Source organism: Pseudomonas sp. RC2C2, from assembly GCF_018390435.1.
In the GTDB taxonomy this organism is placed as follows: domain Bacteria; phylum Pseudomonadota; class Gammaproteobacteria; order Pseudomonadales; family Pseudomonadaceae; genus Aquipseudomonas; species Aquipseudomonas donghuensis.
Window position 1 is genome coordinate 979,656 of record NZ_JAHBAX010000001.1, and the last position, 13,947, is coordinate 993,602.

Below are 13,947 nucleotides of genomic sequence, written 5' to 3' on the forward strand. Positions count from 1 at the left end.
GGCCAATCGCGGGGCAAGCCCGCTCCTACAAAGGTCAATGTAGGCGCTGGCTTGCCCCGCGATGCTTTCAAAGCATCAAAGTCCCACTGGCCACCAGCCTGGCATACCCAGCAATCTTCACCCGCTCCCCCTCCAGCCGGCAGAACAACTCCCCGCCGCGACTCGAACACTGAAACGCCCGCAGCTCGCGCTTGCCCAGACGCTGCGCCCAGTACGGGATCAGGCTGCAATGGGTAGAACCTGTCACCGGATCCTCGGGAATACCGATTCCCGGTGCGAAATAACGCGAGACAAAATCGTGCTCGATACCGGGCGCAGTGACGATCACCCCGAGCCCCGGTAATTGCGCCAGCGCCGCCATGTCCGGCGTACAGGCACGCAACACCTGCTCGGACTCAACCCGCACCAGCAGTTCGTTGGTTTTCCAGACTTCCAGCACCGGGCAGCCCAGGGCTTGAGCCACCGGCACCCGGTCATTCATGGGCTGCGGCTCGACCCGCGGGAAATCCAGCTGCAAACGCCCGCCTTCGCGGCTTACGCTCAGCGGGCCGGATTTACTCTGGAACAGCAGCCGCTCACTCGGCTCTTTATAGACCTCCAGCAACACATGAGCACTGGCCAGGGTCGCGTGGCCACACAGCGGCACTTCAGTGGTCGGGGTGAACCAGCGAATCTGCCAGCCTTCGGCATGGGGAACGACGAACGCAGTCTCGGCCAGGTTGTGTTCGGCGGCAATCTGTTGCATCAACTCATCGGCGAGCCAGCGCTCCAGGCGATAGACCATGGCCGGGTTGCCGGCAAAGGGACGGTCGCTGAAGGCATCGACCTGATGGAACTCAAGCTGCATGGGACAGACCTCTCGATGGCGGGCCACAGAGCATGCCCGCCAAGCGGCAAAGACCGACAGAGACAGAATCAACCGATTTTGAACATACAGATGTCAGTCACGGCCAATGGCGGCGAATTTGCCCTGGGTATGCTCGGCCAGCAGCGCAGCCGCCAGTTCGACTTCCAGCCCTCGGCGGCCAGCACTGACGAAAATTGTTTCAAAGGATTCAGCGGTTTCGTCAATGAAAGTGCGCAAGCGCTTCTTCTGCCCCAGCGGGCTGATTCCGCCCAGCAGGTAACCGGTCGAACGCTGAGCCGCCGCCGGATCCGCCATCTCGCATTTCTTCACCCCGGCAGCATGGGCCAGGCCCTTCAGGTCCAGGCTACCGACCACCGGCACCACCGCCACCAGCAACTCGCCCTTTTCGCTACTGGCCAGCAAGGTCTTGAACACCCGCGCAGGCTCAAGGTTGAGCTTCTCCGCCGCTTCCAGCCCGTAGGATGCTGCCTTGGGATCATGTTCGTAACTGTGGATGTGGTGTTCGGCGCGAACCTTTTTCAGCAGATCCAGGGCGGGGGTCATACAGGGCTCCAGACAGTAGGGTGAATGCCATTTCGCTGGCTACTTTAGGGCAAAACCCCAAGCGCAACCAACGCCCATCACCGTCACCAATAGTCAGATTGTGAATGGTGGTTCACTTTCGACCTTTGACATAAGCGTTTCTTGTCTATATTTTTTCGATTCTGAATATAGTCATGCCCCGATAAGGTGCATTTTCTGCCGCCGCCCGACCGAAATGGGGATTTCTGTCGGGCTTTTGTCGAGCGCTCACTGCGCCTCACAACAACAAGAACCGAGGTAACGAATGACGACTGCTCTGAGACAACCAACACTTTCAAGCCAGTGCATGGCCGAATTTCTCGGCACTGCGCTGCTGATCTTTTTCGGCACCGGCTGCGTCGCTGCGCTCAAGGTGGCGGGTGCCAGCTTTGGCCTGTGGGAAATCAGCATCATCTGGGGCGTCGGCGTGAGCATGGCGATCTACCTCACCGCCGGGGTTTCCGGTGCGCACCTGAACCCGGCCGTGAGCATCGCCCTGTGCCTGTTCGCCGGTTTCGAGAAGCACAAACTGCCGTTCTACATCGTCGCCCAGATTGCCGGCGCCTTCTGTGGCGCAGCGTTGGTTTACACGCTATACAGCAACCTGTTCTTCGATTTCGAACAGGCCCATGAAATGATCCGTGGCAGCCAGGCCAGCCTCGAATTGGCCTCGGTGTTCTCCACCTACCCGCACCCGGCGCTGTCCACCGGCCAGGCCTTTTTGGTCGAAGTGATCATCACCGCCGTACTGATGGCGGTGATCATGGCCTTGACCGATGACAACAACGGCCTGCCGCGCGGCGCCATGGCGCCCCTGCTGATCGGCCTGCTGATTGCCGTGATCGGCAGCGCCATGGGCCCGCTGACCGGCTTTGCGATGAACCCGGCACGGGATTTCGGGCCCAAGCTGATGACCTTCCTCGCCGGCTGGGGCGAAGTCGCCTTTACTGGCGGTCGTGATATTCCCTATTTCCTGATTCCGATTTTTGCGCCGATCATAGGAGCGAGCCTTGGGGCCGCCCTGTACCGCGGCGTGATCGCCCGCAACCTGCCGGTTGCCGAGAGCGAAAGCGCCCAGACCGACGCCAACCCTCAGGGCAAGACCCAGGCGTCCTGATGCCTGCAGTGGCGAGCCAGACTCGCCCCGCCCTGATCTCCACCCTATTAAGTGCAAGGCCAACGACATGACAGACACCCAGAACAAGAACTACATCATTGCCCTGGACCAGGGCACGACCAGTTCGCGGGCCATCATTTTCGACCGTGACGCCAACGTGGTTGGCACCTCGCAACGCGAATTCGCACAGCATTACCCACAAGCCGGCTGGGTCGAGCACGACCCCATGGAAATCTTCGCCACCCAGAGCGCGACCATGGTCGAAGCCCTGGCCCAGGCAGGCCTGAGTCACGACCAGGTAGCAGCCATCGGTATCACCAACCAGCGTGAAACCACCGTGGTCTGGGACAAGGAAACCGGCCGCCCGGTGTACAACGCCATCGTCTGGCAATGCCGGCGCAGCACCGAGATCTGCGAACAGCTCAAGCGTGACGGCCTGCAGGACTACATCCGCGAAACCACCGGTCTGGTCACCGACCCGTACTTCTCCGGCACCAAGCTCAAGTGGATCCTCGACAACGTCGAAGGCGCCCGTGAGCGCGCCGAGCGTGGCGACCTGCTGTTCGGCACCGTCGACAGCTGGCTGATCTGGAAATTCTCCGGTGGCAAGGTCCACGTCACCGACTACACCAACGCCTCGCGCACCATGCTCTTCAACATCCACACCCTGGAGTGGGACGAGAAGATGCTTGAAGTGCTGAACATCCCGCGGCAGATGCTGCCCCAGGTGCGCAGCTCCTCGGAAGTCTACGGCCGCACCAAGAGCGGTATCGCCATTGCCGGTATCGCTGGCGACCAGCAAGCCGCGCTGTTCGGCCAGATGTGCGTGGAACCGGGCCAGGCCAAGAACACCTACGGCACCGGCTGCTTCTTGCTGATGAACACCGGCGACAAGGCGGTCAAATCTTCCCACGGCCTGCTCACCACCATTGCCTGCGGCCCTCGCGGCGAAGTGGCCTACGCCCTGGAAGGCGCCGTTTTCAACGGCGGTTCCACCGTGCAGTGGCTGCGTGACGAGCTGAAGATCGTCAACGACGCCCACGACACCGAATACTTCGCCAGCAAGGTCAAAGACAGCAACGGCGTGTACCTGGTACCGGCCTTCACCGGCCTTGGCGCACCGTACTGGGACCCCTATGCCCGTGGCGCACTGTTTGGCCTGACCCGCGGGGTCAAGGTCGATCACATCATCCGCGCGGCGCTGGAGTCGATCGCCTACCAGACCCGCGACGTGCTCGACGCCATGCAACAGGACTGCGGCCAACGCCTGAGCGAGCTGCGGGTGGATGGTGGCGCCGTCGCCAACAACTTCCTCATGCAGTTCCAGGCCGACATCCTCGGCACCTGCGTCGAACGCCCGCAAATGCGTGAAACCACTGCCCTCGGCGCTGCCTACCTGGCGGGCCTGGCCTGCGGTTTCTGGAGCAGCCTGGATGAACTGCGCGGCAAGGCAATCATCGAGCGCGAGTTCAACCCGCAACTGGATGAAGTGCAGAAAGAGAAGCTGTACGCCGGCTGGCTGAAAGCAGTGGATCGCACCCGCGATTGGGAACCACACGACGAGTGAGCAGTAGAAACAAGCTGTAAGCTACAAGCTGCAAGCCTGTAGGCCGCGAATCATCTTGTGGCTTGCAGCTTGCAGCTTGAGCTGTTTTCATGGCGCAATTTTCCCGGCTGCCCAAAAGGACCGCCCATGAATCTGCCCCCTCGCCAACAACAAATCCTCGAACTGGTTCGCGAACGCGGCTATGTCAGTATCGAAGAAATGGCGCAGTTGTTCGTCGTTACCCCGCAAACCATCCGTCGAGACATCAACCAACTGGCAGAAGTTAATCTGCTGCGTCGCTACCACGGTGGCGCGGCTTACGACTCCAGTATCGAAAACACCGCCTACGCCATGCGCGCCGACCAGATGCGCGACGAGAAGCAGCGCATCGCCGAAGCGATCGCCGCGCAGATTCCCGACCACGCCTCGCTGTTCATCAACATCGGCACCACCACCGAATCCATCGCCCGCGCCCTGCTCAACCACAACCACCTGAAGATCATCACCAACAACCTGCACGTGGCCTCGATCCTCAGTGCCAAGGATGATTTCGAAGTGCTGCTGGCCGGCGGCAATGTGCGCCGTGACGGTGGCGTGGTCGGCCAGGCCAGTGTCGACTTCATCAACCAGTTCAAGGTCGATTTCGCCCTCGTCGGCATCAGCGGCATCGATGAAGACGGCAGCCTGCTGGATTTCGACTACCAGGAAGTACGGGTATCCCAGGCGATCATCGCCAATGCCCGCCAGGTCATCCTCGCCGCCGACTCAAGCAAGTTCGGCCGTAACGCTATGGTGCGCCTGGGCTCTATCAGCCTGATCGACTGCCTGGTGACCGACCAGGCGCCAGTGCCCGCCCTCACCCAGTTACTCAACCAGTACAAGATCCGCCTCGAAGTGGTCTGAGCGGCCACAAGCTGCCATCGCGACGATGGCAGCTCGAATGTTCGTTATTTTTCATTTATTTGTCATCTGATCAGTATTTTCTATGGAAAGTGACTGGCGAGCAGCATTTTGTTGCGCTAGTATTTTCGAAAGTGAACATCGATGTTCAGATTCGATGTCGGAAAGACCTTCAGGAGGCCACCCGTGTCCCAATCCAGCTTGTCATCGCCCGCCCTTGCCGACATTTATGACCTCGCCGTAATCGGCGGCGGCATCAACGGCGTGGGGATTGCCGCCGATGCAGCCGGACGCGGTCTTCACGTGTTCCTTTGCGAAAAGGACGACCTGGCCAGCCACACATCCTCAGCCAGCAGCAAGCTGATCCACGGCGGCCTGCGCTACCTGGAACATTACGAATTCCGCTTGGTGCGCGAAGCCCTGGCCGAGCGTGAAGTGCTGCTGGCCAAGGCGCCGCACATCGTCAAGCCGATGCGCTTCGTGCTGCCGCACCGCCCGCACCTGCGTCCGGCATGGATGATCCGCGCCGGCCTGTTCCTTTACGATCACCTGGGCAAGCGCAAGCAGCTCGGTGCTTCGCGCAGCTTGCGTTTCGGCCCGGGCAATCCGCTCAAGCCGGCAATCACCCGCGGTTTCGAATATGCCGACTGTGCTGTCGACGATGCCCGCCTGGTGGTGCTCAATGCCATGGCCGCCCGTGAAAAAGGCGCCGACATCCGCACCCGTACCCGTTGCGTCAGCGCCCATCGGGTCGATGGTGTATGGAACGTGCAACTGGAAAACGCCGACGGCAGCCAGCAATCGATCCGTGCTCGCGCGCTGGTCAACGCTGCTGGCCCGTGGGTAGCCAAGTTCATCCAGGATGACCTGAAGCTCGACGCGCCCTACGGCATTCGCCTGATCCAGGGCAGCCACCTGATCGTGCCCAAGTTGTACGACGGCGAACATGCCTACATCCTGCAAAACGAAGACCAGCGTATCGTCTTCGCCATTCCCTACCTGGAACGCTTCACCCTGATCGGTACCACCGACCGCGAATACACCGGCGACCCGGCCAAAGTGGCAATCACCGAGGGCGAGACCGATTACCTGCTGAAAGTGGTCAACGAACACTTCAATCACCAGCTCAGCCGCGCCGATATCCTGCACACCTATTCCGGTGTTCGTCCGCTGTGCAACGACGAGTCCGACAACCCGTCGGCCGTCACTCGCGATTACACCCTGGCGCTGTCGGCCAGCACTGGCGAAGCACCGCTGCTGTCGGTGTTCGGCGGCAAGCTGACCACCTACCGCAAACTGGCCGAGTCGGCGATGAGCGAGCTGGCACCGTTCTTTGCGCAGATGCGCGGCAGCTGGACGGCTACCGCGCCACTACCGGGCGGTGAAGACATGAGCACCCCGCAAGCGCTGGTCGACGCCATCCTGGCCCGCTGCGGCTGGCTGCCAGCCGAGATCGCCAAGCGTTGGGCACGCACCTACGGCAGCCGCGTCTGGCGCTTGCTCGAAGGCGTGCAGGGCCCGCAGGACCTGGGCGAGGCCATTGGTGGCGGCCTGTTCAGCCGTGAGGTGGACTACCTGTGCAGCGAAGAATGGGCGGTGAATGCCGACGACATCCTCTGGCGCCGGAGCAAGCTGGGCCTGTTCACGACCGCTACAGAGCAGCAGGCTTTGCAGGAGTACCTTCAGCGCCTGGAACTGAACCGCGCACGCGTACAAGCTGCCTAGCTGCTGACCAACATCGCGGGGCAAGCCCGCTCCTACACTGGGAGCAGGCTTGCCCTGGAACGCGGCTCATTATTCGGTTTTCCGAACGCCAAACCCCGCCGCATTCGGCCATCCGGACGAATCCTACCTCCCGCAAATCGTCAAAAAAGATTAATCCCCCGATTTTTCATGGCGTTATGATCGAAATCAGGGCTTGGCACGAGTCATGCTCTACACTCAGTACCCGAATGCGCAAAACGCTTCACTGCAGTGTTCGCTGAACGAAAGAGCCCGCCAACGGCTCCATAAAAAAAACAACGTCGAGGAAATTTTGATGCGTATCGTTCCCCATCTGTTGGGCGCCGCTGTTGCGGCCGCTTTGATCAGCACGCCAGCCTTCGCTGCCGAACTGACCGGCACCCTGAAAAAGATCAACGAGTCGGGCACCATTACCTTGGGGCACCGTGACGCTTCCATTCCGTTCTCCTACATCGCCGACGCTTCGGGCAAACCCGTCGGTTACTCCCATGACATCCAGCTGGCAATCGTCGAGTCCCTGAAAAAGGACCTGAACAAGCCGGACCTGCAAGTCAAATACAACCTCGTTACCTCCCAGACCCGTATCCCGCTGGTCCAGAACGGCACCGTTGACGTCGAGTGTGGCTCGACCACCAACAACGTCGAGCGCCAGCAGCAAGTGGCCTTCTCGGTCGGCATCTTCGAAGTCGGTACTCGCCTGCTGACCAAGGCCGAAGATGGCAAGCCGGAAAACGCCAAGTACAAGGACTTCCCGGACCTGGCCGGCAAGAACGTGGTGACCACCGCCGGTACCACTTCCGAGCGCATCCTCAAGGCCATGAACGCCGACAAGCAGATGAAGATGAACGTCATCTCGGCCAAGGACCATGGCGAGTCGTTCCAGATGCTTGAGTCCGGCCGCGCCGTGGCTTTCATGATGGACGACGCGCTGCTCGCCGGTGAAATGGCCAAGGCCAAGAACCCGAAGGGCTGGGCCATCGTCGGTACGCCGCAGTCCTATGAAATCTACGGCTGCATGGTCCGCAAGGAAGACCCGGCGTTCAAGGCTGCGGTCGACAAGGCCATCGTCAACCTCTACAAGTCGGGCGAGATCAACAAGATCTACGACAAGTGGTTCAACCAGCCAGTCCCGCCTAAAGGCCTGAACCTGCAGTTCCCGATGAGCGACGAGCTCAAGGCGTTGATCGCCAATCCTACCGACAAAGCTGCAGACGAAAAGAAGTCCTGATCCCCAGCTAGTTAGTGTCTAACCTTTCATCCGAGGGCGCCCTGCGCCCCCGGATGCTCGAAGGTGCCCGTGAAATAACTGATCTGAGGGGAGATCCCGATGAATTACAACTGGGACTGGGGCGTATTCTTCAAGTCCACCGGCGTGGGCAGCGAAACCTATCTGGACTGGTACCTCACCGGCCTGGGCTGGACCATCGCCATTGCCATCGCCGCCTGGATCATCGCATTGCTGCTGGGTTCGGTACTCGGCGTCATGCGCACCGTGCCGAACCGTCTGGTGTCGGGCATTGCCACCGCCTACGTGGAACTCTTTCGTAACGTACCGCTGCTGGTGCAGCTGTTCATCTGGTACTTCCTGGTACCGGACCTGCTGCCCGAGAACTTGCAGGAGTGGTACAAGCAGGACCTCAACCCGACCACCTCGGCGCTGATCAGCGTGGTCGTCTGCCTGGGCCTGTTCACCGCCGCCCGCGTCTGCGAGCAGGTGCGTACCGGTATCCAGGCGCTGCCCCGCGGCCAGGAAGCCGCCGCCCGCGCCATGGGCTTCAGCCTGCCGCAGGTGTACTGGAACGTGCTGCTGCCGCAAGCCTACCGGATCATCATTCCGCCGCTGACCTCGGAATTTTTGAACGTGTTCAAGAACTCCTCGGTGGCCTCGCTGATCGGCCTGATGGAACTGCTGGCGCAAACCAAGCAGACCGCCGAGTTCTCGGCCAACCTGTTTGAAGCCTTCACCCTGGCCACCCTGATTTACTTCACCCTGAACATGGGCCTGATGCTGCTGATGCGCATGGTCGAGAAGAAAGTCGCCGTGCCTGGCCTGATCTCCGTGGGGGGCAAATAATGGACTTCAGTGGAATCATCCCTGCCCTGCCGGGCCTGTGGAACGGCATGGTCATGACCCTGCAACTGATGGTCATGGGTGTGGTCGGCGGTATCGTGCTCGGTACCCTCCTGGCGCTGATGCGCCTGTCGTCGAGCAAACTGCTGTCGAACGTTGCTGGCGCCTACGTCAACTACTTCCGTTCCATTCCGCTGCTGCTGGTCATCACCTGGTTCTACCTGGCGGTGCCGTTCGTACTGCGCTGGATCACCGGCGAAGACACCCCGGTCGGGGCCTTCACCTCCTGCGTCGTGGCGTTCATGATGTTCGAGGCGGCGTATTTCTGTGAAATCGTCCGTGCCGGCGTGCAGTCGATCTCCAAGGGCCAGATGGGCGCAGCCCAAGCCCTGGGCATGACCTATGGCCAGACCATGCGCCTGATCATCCTGCCCCAGGCGTTCCGCAAGATGACCCCGCTGCTGCTGCAGCAGAGCATCATCCTGTTCCAGGACACCTCGCTGGTGTACACCGTCGGCCTGGTCGACTTCCTCAACTCGGCACGGGCCAGTGGCGACATCATCGGGCGCTCCAATGAGTTCCTGGTCTTCGCCGGCGCCGTGTACTTCGTCATCAGCTTCTCCGCTTCCTTCCTGGTCAAGCGTCTGCAGAAAAGGATAACCGTATGATCTCCATCAAGAACGTCAACAAGTGGTACGGGGACTTCCAGGTTCTGACCGACTGCAACACCGAGGTCAAGAAAGGCGAAGTGGTCGTGGTCTGCGGCCCGTCGGGCTCGGGCAAATCGACCCTGATCAAGTGCGTCAACGCCCTGGAGCCCTTCCAGAAGGGTGACATCGTCGTCGATGGCACCTCGATTGCCGACCCCAAGACCAACCTGCCGCAGCTGCGCTCGCGGGTCGGCATGGTGTTCCAGCACTTCGAGCTGTTCCCACACCTGACCATCACCGAGAACCTGACCATTGCCCAGCGCAAGGTGTTGGGCCGCAGTGAAGCCGAAGCAACCAAGAAGGGCCTGGCCCTGCTTGAGCGCGTCGGCCTCAGTGCCCACGCCAAGAAGCACCCGGGGCAACTGTCCGGTGGCCAGCAGCAGCGTGTGGCCATCGCCCGCGCCCTGTCGATGGACCCGATCGTCATGCTGTTCGACGAACCGACCTCGGCACTGGACCCGGAAATGGTCAGCGAAGTACTCGACGTAATGGTCGAACTGGCTCACGAAGGCATGACCATGATGTGCGTGACCCACGAAATGGGCTTTGCCCGCAAGGTCGCCAATCGGGTGATCTTCATGGACAAGGGCAGCATCATCGAAGACTGCACCAAGGAAGAATTCTTTGGTGACCAGAGCGTACGCGACCAGCGTACCCAGCACTTCCTCAGCAAGATCCTGCAACACTGAGGTGATCATCACGCTCTGTCCGGTGCACGCCGGCAGAGCGTGCTGGTCGTACCAAGGCTACTGTGATGAAATGCGACCCTACGCTCTTTCGCCCTGCCAAGCCTGCCCTTGCCGTGAAACCCCGTCTGATCCGCCAACTGCTGTTACCGCCACTGATCATCCTGCTGATGATCGGCCTGGGTGTGGCCGGCTTCATGATCAGCGAACACAACGGCATCCGCACCTTGAGCGAAAACGGCGAGCGCCAGCTCGAGCTGCACGCGCGCGCGGTCGAGAGCGAAATCAGCAAGTACACCTACCTGCCAAGCTTGCTGGAACTGGAAAGCAGCGTTTCCAGCCTGCTGACCGAACCCGACGGCGAACACCGCCAGGCGGTCAACGAATACCTCGAAGGCTTGAACCGGCGCAGCCGCAGTCGGGCGATCTTTGTCCTGGACACCAGCGGCCGGGTCCAGGCCACCAGCAACTGGCGCGATATCGACAGTTTCCTCGGCGAAGACCTGTCGTTCCGCGCCTATTTCCAGGATGCCGTACGCGGTCAGCCCGGGCGCTTCTATGGCATTGGCAGCACCACCGGGGAGCCTGGCTATTTCCTTGCCCACGGCCTGGAAGAACACGGCAAGATCATTGGCGTGGCAGTGATCAAGGTGCGCCTGGAAGCCATGGAAGAACGCTGGCAGCGGGCCCGCCTCGAGGCCTTTGTCAGCGACGAGAACGGCATCATCATCCTCTCCAGCGACCCGGCGCGGCGACTCAAGTCGGTGCGCCCGCTGACCCCGGAAATCAAGGAACGCCTGGCCCGCAGCCTGCAATATTACTGGTGGCCGCTGAATGAACTGCAACCGCTGTCGCGGGAAAAAATCGCCGACGGTGTCGAGAAGCTGAGCTTCCCGGCCAATGCCGAACTCGGCGATGGCCGCCGCGAAGTGGCTTATCTGGCGCAAACCCGGCGCCTGAGCGACACGCCCTGGCACTTTACCTTGCTCACGCCCTTGCAGGACCTGCGCCGCGAATCCATGGTCCAGGGCATTCTGGTCGGCGTTGCCTTGGCCTTGCTCGCGATCTTGCTGATCGCCTGGAACGAACGGCGCAAGGTGATCGCCACCCGCCTGGCCGCCCGTGAAGCACTGGAAGAGGCCAACAGCCAACTGGAACGCAAGATCGCCGAACGCACTGCCGACCTGCGCGCCAGCAACGAACGCCTCAAGGGCCAGATCCGCGAACGCCGGCATGCCGAACAGACTTTGCGCCACGCCCAGGATGAACTGGTCCAGGCCGGCAAGTTGGCAGCCATCGGCCAGATGTCGACCAGCATCGCCCATGAACTGAACCAGCCGCTGGCCGCCCTGCGCACCTTGTCAGGCAACAGCGTGCGCTTCCTCGAACGCGGCGCGCTGGAAACCGTCAGCACCAACCTGCGCACCATGAACGACCTGATCGACCGCATGGGCCGTATCACTGCCAGCCTGCGCTCCTTCGCCCGCCGCGGTGAAGACAGCGGTAAGGCCTCCCTGAGCAAGGCCGTCGAGGCCAGCCTGCAGGTGCTGGGCAACCGCATCGCCGGCTGCCACTTGCAGTTGCACAGCAATTACGCGGACCCGACGCTGGCCATCGACCAGACCCGCCTGGAGCAGATCCTGGTCAACCTGATCGGCAACGCCCTTGATGCCATGGCCGCGCAACCCATGCCGCAGTTGTGGCTGGAGGGCGAGTTGCAGGGTGACAAGTACCGCCTGCGGGTGCGCGACAACGGTCACGGCATCGATGACGAAACGCGCAAGCACCTGTTCGAACCGTTTTTCACCACCAAACCGGGAGAGCACGGCCTGGGCCTGGGCCTGACCCTGTCTGCCAGCCTCGCCGCCGCCGCCAGGGGCAGCCTCAGCGTCGAACACCCCGCCAGCGGCGGTACCGCGTTCGTGCTCAGCCTGCCGCTGGTCAATGCCCCCACAGAATCAGCCGAGTCCCTATGAACCAAGCGCCCCTTACCGTCCTGATCGTCGAAGACGACCCGCATGTGCTGCTCGGCTGCCAGCAGGCGCTGGCCCTGGAAGACATCGCCTGCGAAGGCGTCGGCAGCGCCGAAGAAGCCCTGCAGCGCATCGGTGATGACTTCGCCGGCATCGTCGTCAGCGATATCCGCCTGCCCGGCATCGATGGCCTGGAACTGCTCAGCCGCCTCAAGGCCCGCGACCGCAGCCTGCCGGTGGTACTGATCACCGGCCACGGCGATATCGACATGGCGGTCGGCGCCATGCGCAACGGCGCCTACGACTTCATGGAAAAGCCCTTCGCCCCGGAACGCCTGGTCGAAGTGGTGCGTCGTGCGCTGGAGCAACGTGGCCTGTCCCGTGAAGTGTTCGCCCTGCGCCGCCAACTGGCCGGGCAAAGCACCCTTGAAGGGCGGATCATTGGCCGCTCGCCAGCCATGCAGAACCTGCGCGAACTGATCGCCAACGTCGCCGATACTTCAGCCAACGTACTGATTGAAGGCGAGACCGGCACCGGCAAGGAACTGGTCGCCCGCTGCCTGCACGATTTCAGCCGCCGCCAGGGCGCGCCGTTCGTGGCGCTCAACTGCGGCGGCCTGCCGGAGAACCTGTTCGAGAGCGAGATCTTTGGCCACGAGGCCAACGCCTTCACCGGTGCCGGCAAACGCCGGATCGGCAAGATCGAGCACGCCAACGGCGGCACCCTGTTCCTCGACGAAGTCGAAAGCATGCCGCTCAACCTGCAGATCAAGCTGCTGCGGGTACTGCAGGAACGCACCCTGGAGCGCCTGGGCTCGAACCAGAGCATTGCCGTGGACTGCCGGGTGATCGCCGCCACCAAGTCCGACCTCAACGCCCTGGGCCACAGCGGGCAGTTCCGTAGCGACCTGTACTACCGCCTCAACGTGGTGACCCTGGAGCTGCCGCCCCTGCGCGAGCGCCGCGAAGACATCCTGCAACTGTTCGAGCACTTCCTGCAGCAATCGTCCCTGCGCTTCGACCGGGAAACCCCGCAACTGGACAGCCAGACCCTGTCGCGGCTGATGGCGCACGACTGGCCAGGCAACGTGCGCGAATTGCGCAACGTCGCTGAACGCTACGCGCTGGGCTTGCCGGCGTTCAAAAAGGCCGGGGCCAGCGCCAACCAGGGCCTGGGCTTTGCCGAAGCGGTCGAGGCGTTCGAGCGCAACCTGCTCAGCGATGCCCTGCAGCGTACCGGCGGCAACCTCAGCCAGGCCAGCCAGGAGCTGGGCATGGCCAAGACCACGCTGTTCGACAAAGTGAAAAAGTATGGCCTGGGCTAACCCGGTGCTGAGACGGAATGACACGTGGACCTGATACTCAAAGCCTGCCTGGGCGCTGCCGTGGTGGTGATCCTTGCCGCCCTGGCGAAAACGCGCAACTACTATATTGCCGGCCTGGTGCCGCTGTTCCCGACCTTCGCCCTGATCGCCCACTACATCGTCGGCAAGGGCCGGTCACTGGACGATTTGAAGACCACCATCCTGTTCGGCATGTGGTCGATCATCCCCTACTTCGTCTACCTGGCGGCGTTGTACCTGCTGGTCGATCGCCTGCGCCTGGAGGCGTCGCTGGCCCTGGCGGCCGTGGCCTGGCTGGTGGCGGCGACGGTGCTGGTGGGTGTCTGGGTAAGGCTGCATTAAAGCGCTTGGGGGCTACTTCGTAGCCCATCGCCGGCAAGACCGGCTCCCACAAAATCCGGTGCATGCCGATCCTGTAGGAGCGGGCTT

At 61.8% G+C, this 13,947-nt stretch carries 13 protein-coding genes; 11 read left to right on the forward strand and 2 right to left on the reverse strand.

Annotation, left to right across the window (positions count from 1 at the left end; genetic code table 11):
* Window positions 1-67: 67 nt before the first annotated feature.
* Window positions 68-847 carry a PhzF family phenazine biosynthesis protein gene (locus tag KHO53_RS04565; protein WP_100782834.1) on the reverse strand — a complete coding sequence of 260 codons (780 nt, stop codon included), beginning with the start codon at window positions 845-847 and terminating at the stop codon, window positions 68-70.
* Window positions 848-940: 93 nt separating this feature from the next.
* Window positions 941-1,411, reverse strand: coding sequence for a Cys-tRNA(Pro) deacylase (gene ybaK, locus KHO53_RS04570; protein ID WP_010221030.1), 471 nt, complete (start codon window positions 1,409-1,411; stop codon window positions 941-943).
* A gap of 283 nt (window positions 1,412-1,694) precedes the next feature.
* On the opposite strand from ybaK, the gene KHO53_RS04575 reads away from it, so the two are divergent.
* From KHO53_RS04575 to KHO53_RS04625, 11 genes are all read left to right on the forward strand, one after another.
* Window positions 1,695-2,546: an MIP/aquaporin family protein gene (locus tag KHO53_RS04575; protein WP_010221029.1), complete on the forward strand. Its 852-nt coding sequence runs from the start codon at window positions 1,695-1,697 to the stop codon at window positions 2,544-2,546.
* A gap of 67 nt (window positions 2,547-2,613) precedes the next feature.
* Window positions 2,614-4,113, forward strand: coding sequence for a glycerol kinase GlpK (gene glpK, locus KHO53_RS04580; RefSeq protein WP_010221028.1), 1,500 nt, complete (start codon window positions 2,614-2,616; stop codon window positions 4,111-4,113).
* Between the two features lie 126 nt (window positions 4,114-4,239).
* A complete protein-coding gene (locus tag KHO53_RS04585; RefSeq protein ID WP_010221027.1) occupies window positions 4,240-4,995 on the forward strand; it encodes a DeoR/GlpR family transcriptional regulator in 756 nt (251 codons plus the stop codon).
* Window positions 4,996-5,178: 183 nt separating this feature from the next.
* A complete protein-coding gene (gene glpD, locus KHO53_RS04590) occupies window positions 5,179-6,717 on the forward strand; it encodes a glycerol-3-phosphate dehydrogenase (protein WP_159389074.1) in 1,539 nt (512 codons plus the stop codon).
* A 313-nt stretch (window positions 6,718-7,030) separates the two neighbouring features.
* A complete protein-coding gene (locus tag KHO53_RS04595; protein WP_010221025.1) occupies window positions 7,031-7,963 on the forward strand; it encodes a glutamate/aspartate ABC transporter substrate-binding protein in 933 nt (310 codons plus the stop codon).
* A 99-nt stretch (window positions 7,964-8,062) separates the two neighbouring features.
* Window positions 8,063-8,809, forward strand: coding sequence for an amino acid ABC transporter permease (locus KHO53_RS04600; protein ID WP_010221024.1), 747 nt, complete (start codon window positions 8,063-8,065; stop codon window positions 8,807-8,809).
* Complete coding sequence (locus KHO53_RS04605; RefSeq protein ID WP_162471123.1) at window positions 8,806-9,474, forward strand: ABC transporter permease subunit; 669 nt, start codon at window positions 8,806-8,808, stop codon at window positions 9,472-9,474. Before KHO53_RS04600 ends, KHO53_RS04605 begins: the two co-directional genes overlap by 4 nt.
* Complete coding sequence (locus tag KHO53_RS04610) at window positions 9,471-10,205, forward strand: amino acid ABC transporter ATP-binding protein (protein ID WP_010221022.1); 735 nt, start codon at window positions 9,471-9,473, stop codon at window positions 10,203-10,205. The genes KHO53_RS04605 and KHO53_RS04610 overlap by 4 nt, the downstream gene beginning before the upstream one ends.
* A 65-nt stretch (window positions 10,206-10,270) precedes the next feature.
* Entirely contained in the window at window positions 10,271-12,178 is a 1,908-nt protein-coding gene (aauS, locus tag KHO53_RS04615; RefSeq protein ID WP_159389076.1) for a two-component sensor histidine kinase AauS, read from the forward strand.
* The gene (gene aauR, locus KHO53_RS04620; RefSeq protein WP_010221019.1) at window positions 12,175-13,500 is read left to right on the forward strand and encodes a two-component response regulator AauR; all 1,326 of its coding nucleotides are present in this window, start codon (window positions 12,175-12,177) and stop codon (window positions 13,498-13,500) included. Before aauS ends, aauR begins: the two co-directional genes overlap by 4 nt.
* Before the next feature lie 33 nt (window positions 13,501-13,533).
* Window positions 13,534-13,860: a GlpM family protein gene (locus KHO53_RS04625; protein WP_162471122.1), complete on the forward strand. Its 327-nt coding sequence runs from the start codon at window positions 13,534-13,536 to the stop codon at window positions 13,858-13,860.
* Window positions 13,861-13,947: the final 87 nt, after the last annotated feature.

Coding starts and splice junctions, on each gene's coding strand:
- KHO53_RS04565 (WP_100782834.1), bottom strand. CDS start 847: ATGCAGCTTGAGTTCCATCAGGTCGATGCCTTCAGCGACCGTCCCTTT.
- ybaK (WP_010221030.1), bottom strand. CDS start 1,411: ATGACCCCCGCCCTGGATCTGCTGAAAAAGGTTCGCGCCGAACACCAC.
- KHO53_RS04575 (WP_010221029.1), top strand. CDS start 1,695: ATGACGACTGCTCTGAGACAACCAACACTTTCAAGCCAGTGCATGGCC.
- glpK (WP_010221028.1), top strand. CDS start 2,614: ATGACAGACACCCAGAACAAGAACTACATCATTGCCCTGGACCAGGGC.
- KHO53_RS04585 (WP_010221027.1), top strand. CDS start 4,240: ATGAATCTGCCCCCTCGCCAACAACAAATCCTCGAACTGGTTCGCGAA.
- KHO53_RS04595 (WP_010221025.1), top strand. CDS start 7,031: ATGCGTATCGTTCCCCATCTGTTGGGCGCCGCTGTTGCGGCCGCTTTG.
- KHO53_RS04600 (WP_010221024.1), top strand. CDS start 8,063: ATGAATTACAACTGGGACTGGGGCGTATTCTTCAAGTCCACCGGCGTG.
- KHO53_RS04610 (WP_010221022.1), top strand. CDS start 9,471: ATGATCTCCATCAAGAACGTCAACAAGTGGTACGGGGACTTCCAGGTT.
- aauS (WP_159389076.1), top strand. CDS start 10,271: ATGAAATGCGACCCTACGCTCTTTCGCCCTGCCAAGCCTGCCCTTGCC.
- aauR (WP_010221019.1), top strand. CDS start 12,175: ATGAACCAAGCGCCCCTTACCGTCCTGATCGTCGAAGACGACCCGCAT.